The following is a 14273-nucleotide window of genomic DNA, read 5'->3' as shown; positions in this document are numbered from 1 at the left end:
ATGGAAACGCAAGACATTCGCAATGCCGGCCTCAAGGTCACACTGCCCAGGATCAAGATACTGGAAATGCTCGAGGAGCAGTCCGACCAGGAGCGGCATCTGACTGCGGAAGATGTGTACAAGCGGCTGATCCAGCAGGGCGAGGAGATCGGCCTGGCGACAGTGTACCGGGTGCTGACCCAGTTCGAGGCGGCCGGTCTCGTCAAGCGTCACCATTTCGAAGGCGGCAATTCGATCTTCGAATTCAACCGCGGCGAACACCACGACCATATCGTCTGCATCAAGTGCGGAAGAGTCGAGGAATTCAGCGACGAGATGATCGAACTCCGGCAAAAGGAGATTGCGAAAAACCTCAAATTCGCCCTGACCGACCACTCGCTCTGCCTCTACGGCGTCTGCGCGCACTGCCGGACGGACACCGCTCCCTAACCTTTCTCAAGGTTCTTTCCAATCCTTCCATGTTCAAGCCGCTCGTCCTGTTCATCGGCCTGCGCTATACGCGCGCCAAACGCCGTACCCGCTTCATTTCCTTCATCACGCTGACTTCGGTGCTGGGCATCGCGCTGGGCGTCACGGCGTTGATCACCGTGCTTTCGGTGATGAACGGCTTCGAAGCGGAGTTGCGTGAACGCATTCTGGGCATGACCTCGCACGCCTCGATTTCCGGCCCCGGCGGCACCCTGAGCGATTGGCCCGTGCTGGAGCCGGCGCTGCGCGAAGACCCCCGCATCCTGGGCTGGGCGCCGTACATCGAAGGCCAGGCGATGCTGAGCTCCGACCGGCGTGCCAGCGGCGCGATGCTGCGGGGCATCCTGCCGGACTACGAGCCGCGGGTCTCGGACGTGGCGAACCACATGCAGCTCGGCAAGCTCGCCGACTTGGCGCCCGGCCAGTTCGGCATCATCTTGGGCGCCGAGCTGGCGGCTTATCTCGGCGTATCCACTGGCGACAAGGTCACGGTCATCACGCCCCAGGTCACCTCGACGCCAGCGGGCATCCTCCCCAGGCTCAAGCGCTTCACCGTGATCGGTACGTTCCAGGTCGGCATGTTCGAATACGACCGGAACCTCGCCCTGATCCACCTCGACGACGCGGCCCGCCTGCTGCACATGGAGGGCGGGATCAGCGGACTGCGGCTCAAGCTCGACGACTTGTTCAACGCCCACCGCATCGCCCGCGACCTCGGGCCGAAGCTGCCCGGTGACTACTACGTCACCGACTGGACCCAGGCCCACACCAACTTCTTCCGCGCCATCAAGACCGAGAAGCGGGTGATGTTCATGATCCTCCTGCTGATCGTCGCCGTGGCCGCGTTCAACATCGTTTCGACCCTGGTCATGGTGGTGACGGACAAGCGGGCCGACATCGCCATCCTCCGCACCCAGGGCATGACACCGGCCAGTGTGATGGGCATCTTCATGGTGCTCGGCACCGTGATCGGCGCGGTAGGCACCCTGATCGGCGGCATCGGCGGCGTGGTCCTGGCCTTGAACGTGTCCGAGATCGTGAACTGGATCGAGAGCCAGCTCAGCATGAAATTCCTGTCCGCCGACGTGTATTACATCAGCGAGCTGCCGTCCAAGCTGAACTGGACGGATGTCTTCCAGATCACCAGCATGGCCTTCCTGCTGTCCCTGCTGGCGACCCTCTATCCGGCCTGGCAGGCCTCGCGGGTGCGTCCGGCGGAGGAACTGCGCTATGAATAAGCCGGTCCTTGAATGCCGCGCGCTGCACAAGCGATTCGTCCAGGGCATCCTCGACGTCGAGGTTCTGCACGGGGTGGATCTGAGCGTCCGGCAAGGGCAGCGTATAGCCATCATGGGCGCCTCCGGGTCCGGCAAGAGTACCCTGCTGCATCTCCTGGGCGGACTGGACAACCCCAGCAGCGGGACAGTCCTGATGGACGGCGTCGATCTGGCCTCCCTTAACGAGCGCCGGCTGGCGGGCCTGCGCAACAAGACCTTAGGCTTCGTCTACCAGTTCCATCACCTGCTCGGCGAATTCACGGTGCTGGAGAACGTCGCCATGCCGCTCCTGATCGGCGGGACGTCCGTCTCCGAAGCGAGGGAAAGCGCCGCGGCGCTATTGCAGCGAGTAGGGCTGGGGAAGCGCCTCGAGCACAAGCCGGGTGAGTTGTCCGGCGGCGAGCGGCAGCGGGCGGCGATCGCCCGGGCGCTGGTGACGCGCCCGAAGTGCGTGCTGGCGGACGAGCCCACCGGCAACCTGGACAGCAAGACCGCGGAGCAGGTCTATCAGCTCATGCTCGAACTCAACCAGGAATTCGGGGTCAGTTTCCTGATCGTGACCCACGATGCGGTGCTGGCACACAAAATGGATGAGGTCCTCCACATGGAGGACGGGCGGCTGGTCCAGCCCTGAAAGAGACTTACAGCTTGTCGGCGTGATGCAGGTGCAACAGCTTCCGATACGCCCGATAGCTCAGATTCACCAGATAATGGCTGTTCAGCGGCTTGGACCGCAGCTTGCGGAATTCCCAGTGCTGCCGTACCGAGCGCCGCCATAGCCAGCGGATGGAGAAATAGCCCAGCACCGCCCCCAGGTTCATCAGGGTGAAGCAGCCGACCAGGAGTGGCGCTCCCAGGCTCCAGGCCGTTTCGATGCTGAAGAATGAGGAAAATTCGGTAAAAGTGAACGAATCCAGGCCCAGCACCCAGGTTCCGACCAGATAGGCGAAATAGTACATCGGCACCCAGGTCAGAGGGTTGGTGATCCATACCAGCGCCACCGCCAGGGGTACGTTGGCATCGAAATAGATCGAAAGGATGGCGGCGATGACCATCTGCCAGGGCAGCGGCGGCGTATACATCGCCCACAGCCCAACCGCAAACGCCCGCGACACCGACCGCCGGTTCAGATGCCAAAGATTCGGGGCGTGCAGTTTTTCCCCCAGGAACTCGAGGCTCTTGATTTCCCTGATCCGTTGCCGGTCCGGCATGTAACGCTTGAGAATCTTCTTGGGCATGGTGCGTTTGGCGATGAGGTTGTCGGCCGGGGCGGCTATTGTACGTGCTCCGTTTGCAAAGATGAAAGCGAGCGCCAAGGAGGGTCGCAACGGCATCCCGGCGCTGCTGGCATTCGTGTGCGGCGGTATCGCGGTGCAGGCGCTACCGGAACTTCCGTCGCCAATGCTGCTTGCCGGCCTCACCGTCGCCGCACTGATCCTGTACTTCTTCCACCGGTTTCTCGCCTGTGCGCTGCTACTGGGCTTTGCCTGGGCCGCGGCCTTCGCCCTCGTCCGCCTGCACGACGCCCTGCCCCACGCTCTCGAAGGCCAGGACATCATCATCGAAGGCGCCATCGCCAGCCTGCCGGAGCCGCATGAACGGGGCGTGCGCTTCGAATTCGACGTCGGCCGGAGCGTCAGCCCGGACGGTGCCCGCGTCCCCGGACATCTCCGCCTGAATTGGTACGACACCGGCCGGACCGTACGCGCCGGCGAGCGCTGGCGCCTCACCGTCCGGCTCAAACGCCCGCACGGCATGCTCAACCCCGGAGGGATGGACTACGAACTCTGGCTGTTCTCCCGGAACATCCGCGCCCTCGGCTACGTGCGCGAATCCACCGGCAACGTGCTGCTGAAGCCGGCGAACCCCTGGCTGCCCGGCGCCTGGCGCCAGCAGCTGTCGGATCGCATCCACGCGGCCCTGGCCGACAGCCCGTTCGACGGCGTGATCCGGGCGCTGGTCATGGGCGCCGAGGACGCGATCACCCCTGCCCAGTGGGAGGTGCTGCGGCGCACCGGCACCGCCCATCTGATCGCCATTTCCGGCTCCCACATCAGCCTCATCGCCCTCCTCGCCTACGGCATCGCTGCAGGGGCCGCCTCCCTGCTGCAAGTGATGCACTGGCCGCCTCCGGCCGTGGCCGCCGTGGCAGCGGTCGCCGCGGCAAGCGGCTATTCCGCTCTCACCGGCTTCGCCATACCTACGCAGAGGGCGCTGATCATGATCGCGATCGCCATGGGCGGCATCATCGCCCAGCGCCATCTCCGCCCGGTCCATACGCTGACATGGGCGCTCGCAGCCGTCGTCCTGCTCGATCCGCTCGCCGTGACCTCGCCGGGATTCTGGCTGTCCTTCCTGGCGGTCGGGTTCATTCTCTATCTGCTGACCGGCCGGCTGCATCGCGCCGGATTCGTGCGGGGGCTGGCCTGGACCAACTGGGCCACCAGCCTCGGCCTCGCGCCGGTGCTGCTGTTCTTCTTCGGCCAGATCTCACTGATATCGCCCCTGGCGAATCTGTTCGCCGTCCCGGTGCTGGGCTTGGCGATCACGCCTCTGGCGCTGTTCGGCGCCCTGGTGCTCTTGGTCTGGCCCGCGGCAGGGATCGTCTTGATGGGATTCACGGAAACGCTTGTCGCCTGGACCTGGAAAGCGCTCGAATGGCTCTCCGCCCTCCCCTGGGCACAATGGCAGCATGCCGCCCCACCGTTACCGATGGCGCTGCTCGCGGCCTTTGGCGCAGCGGTGCTGATGATTCCGCGCGGCATTCCGGGACGCTGGCTGGGCCTGTTCCTGCTGCTGCCGGCTGCGACCTATGCCCCCGGCCCGCCGCCCGAAGGCAGCTACCGGCTCACCGTGCTGGACGTCGGCCAGGCGCTGGCCAGCGTAGTGGAAACCCATGCCCATACGCTGGTGTTCGACACCGGCGCACGCCTGAGCGACAGCTTCGACATGGGCACGGCGGTGCTGGAGCCTTATCTTCGCAGCCGCGGCATCTCGGCCATCGATACCCTCGTGGTCAGTCATGGCGACAACGACCACATCGGAGGAGCCGCCACCCTGCTGCAGCGCTTCCCGGTCGCCGCGGCACTGAGCAGCGTGCCGGACAAACTTTCACATCCCGCCGCGAAAAGCTGCCGGGCCGGGCAAAGCTGGGAATGGGACGGAGCGCGGTTCGAGATGCTGTGGCCGCCCACCCCGGAGGGAGCCGAGGGGGAAGGCACGGCCGACGATGACAACGACACGTCCTGCGTGCTGAAGATCAGCGCCACTCAGGGCGGCGCCCTGCTGACCGGCGACATCGAACGCGGCGCCGAGTCCGGCCTGGTAACGCGCTATGCCGCGGCACTGGCCAGCACGGTACTGGTCGCGCCGCATCACGGCAGCAAGACCTCGTCCACCCCGGAATTCTTGAGCGAAGTGCGGCCGTCCACCGTTCTGGTTTCGGCCGGCTATCGCAACCGCTGGGGATTTCCGAGTCCTCAGGTGATGGAACGCTACCGGCGCCTCGGCATCCGGGTATTCGACACCGCCAGCGGCGGCGCATTGACCGTCCCGCCCGGTGCCGATGGTACGGGACCCGAACTCATTCCCTATCGCCTGAGCCATCGCCGCTACTGGCACGATACCGCGCCTAGGACAGAATCCCCTGCTGGCGCAGCGCCTCGATGAGCTCGGCCACGTCCCGTCCGTCCACGGACAGCACCACCCGCCCCTCGCCCGAACCGAGCTCGCCATGCGCCAGTGGGCACAAACAGATCAGCCCTGCGTGGTTGACGAGTTGCGCCGCCCGGATCAGCTCGGCACCGAAGGCCTCATCCTCGAGCACCGTCGCCGGATGGCCGATATCGAACAGCGCCCGCTCGAGCCGATAAGCCATCTCATGACGCTGGGGTCCGGTGAGCCAGACGGTGAGGGCCTTCTGGCCGAAGCGGGCGGCGCGCTCCTCGGCGGTGACCTTGCGGAAGCCGGTTTCGCCCTGGACCGGACCTGAAATCATGCCGGCGCCGACGGTGACGTTGGTCAGGCGGTCGATGACGATGAAGGCGCCGGTATCCTTGCAGCGGGCATAGGCGTCAAATGCCAGCGGAGCGCTCAATGCCAGCTCGCACAAACCGATCTCGTTGAGATTGAGCTGGCCGGCCGGGTGCTGTTCCAAGGTGTTGACGTCGATCCGGTGGCGGATGGCGGCCACCGAGCCGGTGAGGGTCCGGGTGGCGTGCTTGAGGAGGTATTGCTTCCCCGGAATCAGCGGGGCTTCGGTCATCCACACCAGATGCGCCTCGAAGCGGCTGTCGAGGTGCGGCAGGCGGTCGGGGTGCACCAGGAGGTCGCCGCGGCTGACGTCGATCTCGTCCTCCAGGGTGAGGGTGACGGCCTGGGGCGGGAAGGCTGCCTCCAGTTCGCCGTCGTAGGTGACGATGGACTGGATCCGGCTGGTCGTCCTGGCCGGCAGCACCAGGACCGGGTCGCCCGGTTTGAACACCCCGGCGGCGACGGTGCCGCTGTAGCCGCGGAAGTCGAGGTGAGGCCGGTTGACGTACTGCACCGGGAATCGCGGGTCGTCGAAGTTCCGGTCCTGGGCGATCTCGAGGGTGTTGAGCAGCGCGATCAGGGACGGCCCGCCGTACCAGGGCATGGCCGCGCTCTTGTGCACCACGTTGTCGCCGTTCAAGGCGGAGATCGGGATGAAGCGCACGTCGTGCAGCTCGAGCTTGTCGGCGAAGGCGAGATAGTCGGCGCGGATGCGGTCGAATACGGCTTCGCTGTGGTCCATCAGGTCCATCTTGTTGATGGCGACCAGGACGTGCTTGATCCCCAGGAGCGAGACGATGTAGCTGTGGCGCCGGGTCTGCACCTGCACCCCGTGGCGGGCGTCGATCAGGATGATGGCCAAGTCGCAGGTGGAGGCGCCGGTGGCCATGTTGCGGGTGTACTGCTCGTGGCCGGGGGTGTCGGCGATGATGAACTTGCGCTGGGCCGTGGAGAAGTAGCGGTAGGCGACGTCGATGGTGATGCCCTGCTCGCGCTCGGCCTGGAGGCCGTCGACCAGCAGGGCGAGATCCAGCTCGCCGCCGGTGGTGCCGGATTTGAGGCTGTCGCGCCGGACCGCGCTGAGCTGGTCCTCGTAGATCATCTTGGAGTCATGCAGCAGCCGCCCGATCAGGGTGCTCTTGCCGTCGTCGACGCTGCCGCAGGTCAGCAGCCGCAGCAGTTCCTTCTTCTCGTGCTGGGCCAGGTAGGCGTGGATGTCGGTGCCGATGAGGTCGGATTGGTGTGACATGGCTTAGAAATACCCTTCCTTCTTCTTTTCTTCCATGGAGCCGGCCTGGTCGTGGTCGATGAGCCGGCCCTGGCGTTCGGAGGTCTTGGTCAGCAGCATTTCCTGGATGATCTCGGGCAGGGTGGCGGCGTCGGATTCGACGGCGCCGGTGAGGGGATAGCAGCCCAGGGTGCGGAACCGCACCTTCTTCAGCATCGGCACCTCGCCCGGCTCGAGCGGCATGCGCTCGTCGTCGACCATGATGAGCATGCCGTCCCTTTCGACCACCGGCCGCTCGGCGGCGTAGTAGAGCGGGACGATGGGGATATTCTCGAGATAGATGTACTGCCAGACGTCGAGCTCGGTCCAGTTGGACAGGGGGAACACGCGGATGCTCTCGCCCTTGTTGATCTTGCCGTTGTACAAATTCCACAGTTCGGGACGCTGGTTCTTGGGGTCCCAGCGGTGGTGCTTGTCGCGGAACGAGTACACCCGTTCCTTGGCGCGGGATTTCTCCTCGTCCCGGCGGGCCCCGCCGAAGGCGGCGTCGAAGCGGTACTTGTCCAGGGCCTGCTTGAGCCCTTCGGTCTTCATGATGTCGGTGTGCTTCTTGCTGCCGTGGACGAAGGGATTGATGCCCTGGCGCACCCCGTCTTCGTTGACGTGGATGATGAGGTCCAGCCCCAGTTCCTGCGCCCGCCGGTCGCGGAAGGCGATCATGTCGCGGAACTTCCAGGTGGTGTCCACGTGCATCAGGGGAAACGGCGGCTTGCCCGGATGGAACGCCTTCATCGCCAAATGCAGCATCACCGCCGAGTCCTTCCCAATCGAATACAGCATCACCGGCCGCTCGAATTCGCTCACCACTTCGCGCAGTATGTGGATGCTCTCGGATTCCAGGTGCTTCAGGTGGGTCAGTTTATGAGCGTTCATGCGGTGCAACGGACAAAAAGATCTCGGTAAAACTTGCAGAGAATACCATAACGCTACATCCTGCTCACCGATCGCGCTTCCACCCGAGCCAGACCATTGACTCCCCACCGCCGAAGCGCTATATGGCCGCTTAAGGAGCCGGATTTCATCGCTACGGCCCCGCGGCACTCACCCCGATATGGGTTAGACCAAAGCAGAAAAGCTTAAGGCAACCTACAGCACGGAGGACGGCATCATGAGAAATTTCGAACAGGTCAGGGATGTTCTGGATCATGGCAAGGCACTCCACGATCAGATACGGGACTATTACGAAACCCTGAAAAAACAGGCGGATCACACAGAAATCCGCCTGAAAATGGCACTCGACTACCTGAGCCGGCACGAAGACGAACAGAAGGAAATGCTGGAGCGATTCGAGGAAAATGCTCGTAGCGCGATCCTCAATACCTGGCTGCAGTTCGCCCCCAGCGACCGCGTAGAAGGGCTACTCGCAAGCGCGGCGACCCGCCCTGGCATGAGTGTCGACGAAGTGGTGCAGATCGCCTGTGCTTTCGACGACGCGCTCGTGACCTTATACAAGGAGGCCGCCGCCGAAATGGACGATCCCAAGGCCAGGAACGTCTTCAACAACTTGGCCGAGGCGAGCGAAAAGGAAAAGCAGCGCATCGTCCGCGACACGCAGCAGATGCTTCACGAAATCTGAAGCCGCGAGTGGAGGGCGCCGCAGCGCCCTCCCAAGGCTGCCGGCATTTCTGGTATGATTCCCGTTCGGTCGGCCGTCAGGGAAACTTTCTCTGAAACACGCGGTCTGATCATACAACTCGGGGGCGACATGGCTTCGACGTGGATCGCGAAACCTGAGGTGCATGCCGAGGTGCAGATAACCTCGTAAATCAATCTGCAAACCAAATAAACGCCAACGACGACGTTTACGCACTGGCCGCTTAAGCCGGCCGGCCTCTGATCAGCAGCTCGCTTACAAGCGGCTGGTTGGGGGTAACCCAATTGTAAGCTCGCGCTGAAGCCTGTCCGGAGCCGAAGCGCTAAAACCTAACGGAATCGCCGTCCGTCTTCCCTGCCTCTCGGGTAGCGTCCGGTTAAATCAATAGAGAGGATACGCATGTAGAGCCGATGGCAGAGGATTTGCGGACGCGGGTTCAATTCCCGCCGCCTCCACCAGACACCAAGCCAGAGAATATTCTCTGGCTTTTTTGTGCCCGCTCTACAGGCCACGGCTGGCGCGGAGTTCGCGTTTGGCCTCTTGACCAGCCATCCCCGAAAAAGTCGATTTTCGGCCCAAATTGGCTGATTTTCTCTCTCTGTTCTCTGCCGAGCTCTTGACTGCTCAAGAGGCCGTCCCCAGGAAAATTAGGGGTTCCAGCCAGTCGGGTTGCAACAGTAAATTGGTCGGTGGTGGGCATTGAAAATGGGTACTGGCATGAAAATGTGCGGGATGAATCAACAGTCCAAATGGTCTGGGCCTACCCGTGCGAGGTCACCAACCTTGCCTCACTGAAAGGCTAGTGGATCGCGACCGAAGTGGTCGTCAGCCAGATGCTGCCATCGAGTCAGCTTGGCTTGGATAGCGGTCCATGCGTCGAACGTTCGCCCACCACCCGCCAAGTTGATACATTACGTCCTTTGCGATTGCGATTGAAACTGACTTTCTGCGCCCCGAAACTCTGCCGCAGGAGCACCGCCATGACCGCTGAACTGTGGGTGTCTGTGGACTAGGTTGCCGAACATTTAGGTGTCACACGCGACTCGATCTACCGCTGGATTGCCTGCAAGGGTCTGGCTGCACGTCGCGTCGGGCGATTGTGGAAATTCCAGGTGTCCGAGGTCGATAACTGCGCGCGGGTGGCGCCGAAGATGAGCCGGAGAGAGCGCATTCACAAGAACAGGGAGTGACAAAGACATGCTTGAGCTTTCCGGAATTGCCGCCCACCTCTTGGTGACTGGCGGGTTTCTCGGTTTATTGGTTGTAGCGTTTTGTATTTTTTTCTTCCTGCCTGCCGCGATTCACTGGTTCAGGCTGCGGAAGATCCTTCTTGAGATCGAGTCGTTCGAGGCCAAGACGAATCCCAGTGATTTCAAGAAACTCTTTGCTGGCGACGGGCAACTTGCCCATCTCTGGGCCGAATTTCAGGACACGCTACATGAGCAGAGGGAGGAGCGAGACGGTCAAATGCAGGTTGTCGCAGTTCGTTCCACAGTCGCTGCCGAAACGTTTTTCAATGAACAGTTTGTTGTCGACAGCCGTCTGCGCACCGAATTTTTCAAGCATTTGCCTGGCATTTTTACCGGCTTGGGCATCATCGGAACCTTCACCGGACTGATTGAAGGGTTGCGTCGCTTTCAGGTGAGCGAAAACGCGGCAACAGTTCGTGCCAGTCTCGAATCCCTGATGCACACGGTCGGCGAGGCGTTCCTCATTTCGGCTGCTGCAATTACAGCCGCTATGCTGGTTACCTTCGTCGAAAAATTGCTCTTGGCCGCGCTTTACCGGAAGACGGAAGCCATCGCTCATGGCATCGACGCACGCTTCGAGTCTGGTGCCGGCGAGGAATACCTGTTCCGTTTGGTTAACGCGTCAGAAGCATCCGCCAGTCAAACCAAGATTCTCAAGGATGCACTGGTCAAGGAACTGAGCGACATCTTGAGAGAGCTCACGGACGCACAGCTAGCGTCAACCCGCGAAAACAACCAGCTTCTGGGCGACGTCATCGCTGGCAGCATCGAGCGCAGCCTCAAAGCCCCCTTGGACAAGATTGCCAATTCCGTTGAAACTGCGTCCGGCGAGCAGAGCGCTACCGCCGTCAATATGCTCAACGACGTTATGGTCAGTTTCAGCCAGCGCCTGAACGATCTGTTTGGCGGGCAAATCCACGGTATCAACGAGCTGAATCAGCGGACCGCCCAAGGGATGCAGGACGCTGTCGCCTCGCTCAACGCCCTGGTTGACAAGCTCGAAGAGAGCGGGCGCAGGACAACTGACGATATGGCCGCTCAGATGGCAGTTTCCATCAAGGCGATGGAGGAACGTCAAACCAGTATAAACACCCAGACGCAGGAGTTCGTTGACCAGATTCGACAGTTGGTTCAGTCCTCCCAAGCCGAGACGCAACAGAAACTCCAGGCCACGCTAGATTCTATCGGTCAGCAAATGACGGCCATTCTGGGCAAGCTCAGCGAGTCGCAGGCCAAGGTTTTTGAAGAAAACCGGACACGCGAACAGTCGATGACCGAACGGGCTTCCACAGTCGTTTCTACGATGACCGGCAGCGTCGAAGCCGCAGTCAAGGAGATTTCTACCGCCTCGCAAACGATGGCACAAAGCATCTCCACGCTCACGACTGCCACATCCTCGACCGTGGACAAGATGAGTGCGGGTGCGAGCCGCCTGGATACGGCAGCGACGAATTTTGCCGCAGCCGGCGACCGGGTCGCGGCAGTCATGGGGCAAACAGCGACGGTCAGCGGCAAACTGGCCGAATTGTCTGGCTCACTCACGACAAGCTCTGGCGCGTTGCAGGACGCCCTTCGAGACTACAAGGCACAGCGGGACTCGGTTAGTGCGCTGCTCGCAGAGGTACGTTCGACTGTCGAATTGGCGAGGAAAGAAGCCAGCCTCACCGGCGACGTGCTGCAGCGAATCGAGGCATCGACGAATAAGTTAAGCCAAGCGCAGAAGACCGCTGACGAGTACTTGGACGGCGTAAGTCAGGTTCTGGCTGATTCCAGCGAAGCATTCCGCGAGTCTGTGGTCTCGACCTTGGCAAAGGTTAACTATGATTTCCATTCCAAGCTGAGCAGTGCCGTCGGCCTCCTTTCTACTGCTGTCCAAGAGCTTGAGGTCTCGCTCGGCAGCCTTGCCCCGAGGCGCTAAGTGATGCTCGGCATTCATGCTATTCGGCGAAGGGGAAACCGCGACGAGGCGGAGAAGCCCTTCTGGATTTCATTCGCCGACCTTATGACGGCTCTGATGGTGCTGTTCCTTGTCGTCATGGGCGTTGCGCTGCTGGCGGTCACCAAGAACGTGACTGAACATGAGCGCAAGCAAGAGCAACATCGCAAGAACATTGAAGAAATCTTGAAGCGTTTCGAAGAGGCAGCGAGGCGTCATGAGGACATCAAGGTCGACAAGCTTCGCCAGGTTATCGATTTCGGCCAGCGCGCGCAATTCGCTTTCGGAGACTGGCGCCTGAATAGCCAGCAGGAAGAGGTCCTGCGAAAGTTCGTCCCGGAAATCCTAAACCTTGCCAATGACGACCTAGGCAAAAGCGTCCTCAAGCGCATCGTCGTCGAGGGCTACACCGACAAGACGGGAACCTATCTCGCCAACCTGAATCTGAGCCTCCTTCGCAGCCAGAAGGTGCTTTGCGCAATGTTCGCTACCAGCGGCCCAAGCTTGCTCAATGACGACCAGAAAGAACAAGTTCGTGGACTGTTCTTCGTAGGCGGTTACTCATTCAATGATTCAAAGGATACGGCCGAGGAGAGCCGCCGCGTTGAGATGCGATTGGAATTCCTTGGTGTCGATGAAACACGCGCTACTCCGCCGGCCGTTGCGGGCAACTTTGGCGACTGTGCGCTGCGATGACAGCGCTTGACCGCCTCTCTGGACTCCTACGGGGCAGCCTGACCGAGCGATCGTTCAAGGTGACCGATGATGGCCTCGATCCGGTCATCGCTTCCCTCCAGCGCCACAACAAGGCTGGCACAGGGAACACCGTGCCTCAGGATCTGCAGCAGGCCGCGGTCCGGACATTCTGGGAGACGCAACGGCTCGAGACACTCAAGGATGCCAGGTTGGTCTCGTTCGGCATGTGTGTACCAAGCAGCCCTTCTGGCCCCTGCATCATGGAAGACCGACAACGGTTCATGGCGGTCTTGGACGCCAAAGCTGGCGTGGACCAGTGGTTGGGGGAGCCACGCTGGTACAGGCGGTGCTATCAGGGCCTAGTCCGAAGCTACTTCACGTACGACGCCAAGATTGACCAGGCTCCAACTGTTGCGAAGAAAAATTGGGGCGACCTGAGGGACTACCTCAATGAGCGCACGCGCAATATCGTTGATGAGAAGCTAAACCCTGATTGGGTCAACACGGCCGTGGGCAATCGCCAATTATTCGGCGATGACCCGTGCGCGCCATACGCAGCGGACATGCTCTCAGGAGACACGATCAAGATTGACCTCCTGTGCGAACAACTCGGCGTGGTCAAGTCATCCTGGTTCTTGCGCGAGCTCGTACTCGCCCAAATCCGCCAAGCCACCACACTCAGCCAGGAGCGCTTCAAAGACCTCATCCCGCGACTGCTTGAAATCCTGGCAAGCAACCATGTCCTCCGCGACCGGGGTCTCATCCTGATGCTCGACAAGTACGCGTCGGCGAGCCAGCCAGGCATCAATGAGCCGCTTCGCAACGCGTCGGTCGAATGGTGGGGTAACCCATGGCTGCCTTCGAACGAAATGCGCTGGGGCGGGGTTGTACCAGCCGCGCGTGAAATGGTGTCGGAGTGGCTCAAGCGCGAATTCATCGAAGCGTTCTTCACCAAGCTCGCGGAGGACGGTGTCGGCGACCGCAGACGGGCCAACTTCTGGCTGCGCTACGTGAAGTCGATGGACAACATTCAGTTTGCTCTGGGTGCCAGGGCCCTATATTCGCGGGACAGGGACTTCGAAGCGCTGCGCGAAAAGATGAAGGGCCTGTACACCGAGCTCAAGGCATCGGGCAGCGCGAACAACGCGTTCATCATGACCCTCGGCGACTTGGTCGCCGTAGAGTTCGGCGACGGAGGTGCTTTCTACGGCTACGACGTGCGCCAGAAGCTCCCGTTTAATGCAACCCATCCAGTGGGAACGGCCGTGGATGCTCCGAACTCGTTGAAGCACAGCAACAGAATTCTTTGGATGAAGCACCAGGACGGAATTCACGGCTGGAACCGCTGGGAGGATATGTTCGAAGGCACGTTGAAGAAGCACTTTGACATTCACCCGAACACGATTCGCAAAAACGTTGCGCAACGTGTTGCCACGCCCGCTTCTATCCCTGCCCAGCCAGCTGCCGTGTCACCCCCGCGCCATGTAGGTCACGAACTGGGCGTTGGAAATAGCGATCGACGTGCGAGGCCCCAAGAAAATTTCAGTCAGGTCGAACTTGATGTCTACGCGAGGGAGCATGGCCTGAAGGTCGAAGACCTCAGAAAGCTGAATGGCAATCTATGGGTGAGGACGGATGACTCCGACCTTCAAGTGAACAAGGCATTGCTGGGCTGGGGGTTCCGATACAAGGCTGGTAAGGGCTGGTGGCGGTAACTCGACAGGGCGATAGG

Annotated in this window: 11 protein-coding genes, 1 other RNA gene and 1 pseudogene; 10 read left to right on the top strand and 3 right to left on the bottom strand. The window is 61.4% G+C overall.

The features are described from left to right. The 3 genes from fur to lolD are packed head-to-tail and all read left to right on the top strand — an operon-like array spanning position 1 to position 2379. Positions 1 to 429 carry a ferric iron uptake transcriptional regulator gene (fur, locus tag OOT43_RS15715; RefSeq protein ID WP_266021507.1) on the top strand — a complete coding sequence of 143 codons (429 nt, stop codon included), beginning with the start codon at positions 1 to 3 and terminating at the stop codon, positions 427 to 429. Positions 430 to 458: 29 nt separating this feature from the next. Next, on the top strand, positions 459 to 1706 hold the full coding sequence (locus OOT43_RS15710; RefSeq protein WP_266021506.1) for a lipoprotein-releasing ABC transporter permease subunit: 1248 nt from the start codon (positions 459 to 461) through the stop codon (positions 1704 to 1706). Beyond that, the gene (lolD, locus tag OOT43_RS15705; protein WP_266021505.1) at positions 1699 to 2379 is read left to right on the top strand and encodes a lipoprotein-releasing ABC transporter ATP-binding protein LolD; all 681 of its coding nucleotides are present in this window, start codon (positions 1699 to 1701) and stop codon (positions 2377 to 2379) included. The genes OOT43_RS15710 and lolD overlap by 8 nt, the downstream gene beginning before the upstream one ends. Before the next feature lie 7 nt (positions 2380 to 2386). Here the strand turns inward: lolD and OOT43_RS15700 are convergent, their stop codons facing one another. After that, positions 2387 to 2983 carry a DUF2062 domain-containing protein gene (locus tag OOT43_RS15700; protein ID WP_266021504.1) on the bottom strand — a complete coding sequence of 199 codons (597 nt, stop codon included), beginning with the start codon at positions 2981 to 2983 and terminating at the stop codon, positions 2387 to 2389. A 61-nt stretch (positions 2984 to 3044) separates the two neighbouring features. Between OOT43_RS15700 and OOT43_RS15695 the strand changes: the two genes are divergently transcribed. Then, positions 3045 to 5414 carry a DNA internalization-related competence protein ComEC/Rec2 gene (locus OOT43_RS15695; protein WP_266021503.1) on the top strand — a complete coding sequence of 790 codons (2370 nt, stop codon included), beginning with the start codon at positions 3045 to 3047 and terminating at the stop codon, positions 5412 to 5414. Here OOT43_RS15695 and cysN read toward each other — a convergent pair. Continuing rightward, complete coding sequence (gene cysN, locus OOT43_RS15690) at positions 5377 to 7026, bottom strand: sulfate adenylyltransferase subunit CysN (protein WP_266021502.1); 1650 nt, start codon at positions 7024 to 7026, stop codon at positions 5377 to 5379. The two genes, OOT43_RS15695 and cysN, sit on opposite strands and share 38 nt — an antisense overlap. 3 nt (positions 7027 to 7029) lie before the next feature. Beyond that, the gene (gene cysD, locus OOT43_RS15685) at positions 7030 to 7938 is read right to left on the bottom strand and encodes a sulfate adenylyltransferase subunit CysD (RefSeq protein ID WP_266021501.1); all 909 of its coding nucleotides are present in this window, start codon (positions 7936 to 7938) and stop codon (positions 7030 to 7032) included. 235 nt (positions 7939 to 8173) lie between these two features. Between cysD and OOT43_RS15680 the strand changes: the two genes are divergently transcribed. The 6 genes and pseudogenes from OOT43_RS15680 to OOT43_RS15660 all read left to right on the top strand — a co-directional run bounded on the left by OOT43_RS15680 (position 8174) and on the right by OOT43_RS15660 (position 14256). Beyond that, the gene (locus OOT43_RS15680) at positions 8174 to 8641 is read left to right on the top strand and encodes a hypothetical protein (RefSeq protein WP_266021500.1); all 468 of its coding nucleotides are present in this window, start codon (positions 8174 to 8176) and stop codon (positions 8639 to 8641) included. A 120-nt stretch (positions 8642 to 8761) separates the two neighbouring features. Next, positions 8762 to 9117: a transfer-messenger RNA gene (ssrA, locus tag OOT43_RS15675) on the top strand. 567 nt (positions 9118 to 9684) lie between these two features. Next, positions 9685 to 9849, top strand: a pseudogene (locus tag OOT43_RS20475) (excisionase family DNA-binding protein); the annotation flags it as partial. Positions 9850 to 9856: 7 nt separating this feature from the next. Beyond that, on the top strand, positions 9857 to 11827 hold the full coding sequence (gene zorA, locus OOT43_RS15670) for an anti-phage ZorAB system protein ZorA (protein ID WP_266021498.1): 1971 nt from the start codon (positions 9857 to 9859) through the stop codon (positions 11825 to 11827). Between the two features lie 3 nt (positions 11828 to 11830). Further along, entirely contained in the window at positions 11831 to 12541 is a 711-nt protein-coding gene (locus OOT43_RS15665) for an OmpA/MotB family protein (RefSeq protein ID WP_394358065.1), read from the top strand. Then, positions 12538 to 14256: an EH signature domain-containing protein gene (locus OOT43_RS15660; protein ID WP_266021496.1), complete on the top strand. Its 1719-nt coding sequence runs from the start codon at positions 12538 to 12540 to the stop codon at positions 14254 to 14256. Before OOT43_RS15665 ends, OOT43_RS15660 begins: the two co-directional genes overlap by 4 nt. The last annotated feature ends 17 nt before the right edge of the window (positions 14257 to 14273 follow it).

Origin of the sequence: Methylococcus mesophilus, assembly GCF_026247885.1 — a bacterium.
Taxonomy (GTDB): Bacteria; Pseudomonadota; Gammaproteobacteria; order Methylococcales; family Methylococcaceae; genus Methylococcus; species Methylococcus mesophilus.
Note: the sequence above shows the minus strand (reverse complement) of the source record. Positions and strands in the feature narration are given on the sequence as shown.

Coding starts and splice junctions, on each gene's coding strand:
- fur (WP_266021507.1), top strand. CDS start 1: ATGGAAACGCAAGACATTCGCAATGCCGGCCTCAAGGTCACACTGCCC.
- OOT43_RS15710 (WP_266021506.1), top strand. CDS start 459: ATGTTCAAGCCGCTCGTCCTGTTCATCGGCCTGCGCTATACGCGCGCC.
- lolD (WP_266021505.1), top strand. CDS start 1,699: ATGAATAAGCCGGTCCTTGAATGCCGCGCGCTGCACAAGCGATTCGTC.
- OOT43_RS15700 (WP_266021504.1), bottom strand. CDS start 2,983: ATGCCCAAGAAGATTCTCAAGCGTTACATGCCGGACCGGCAACGGATC.
- OOT43_RS15695 (WP_266021503.1), top strand. CDS start 3,045: ATGAAAGCGAGCGCCAAGGAGGGTCGCAACGGCATCCCGGCGCTGCTG.
- cysN (WP_266021502.1), bottom strand. CDS start 7,026: ATGTCACACCAATCCGACCTCATCGGCACCGACATCCACGCCTACCTG.
- cysD (WP_266021501.1), bottom strand. CDS start 7,938: ATGAACGCTCATAAACTGACCCACCTGAAGCACCTGGAATCCGAGAGC.
- OOT43_RS15680 (WP_266021500.1), top strand. CDS start 8,174: ATGAGAAATTTCGAACAGGTCAGGGATGTTCTGGATCATGGCAAGGCA.
- zorA (WP_266021498.1), top strand. CDS start 9,857: ATGCTTGAGCTTTCCGGAATTGCCGCCCACCTCTTGGTGACTGGCGGG.
- OOT43_RS15665 (WP_394358065.1), top strand. CDS start 11,831: ATGCTCGGCATTCATGCTATTCGGCGAAGGGGAAACCGCGACGAGGCG.
- OOT43_RS15660 (WP_266021496.1), top strand. CDS start 12,538: ATGACAGCGCTTGACCGCCTCTCTGGACTCCTACGGGGCAGCCTGACC.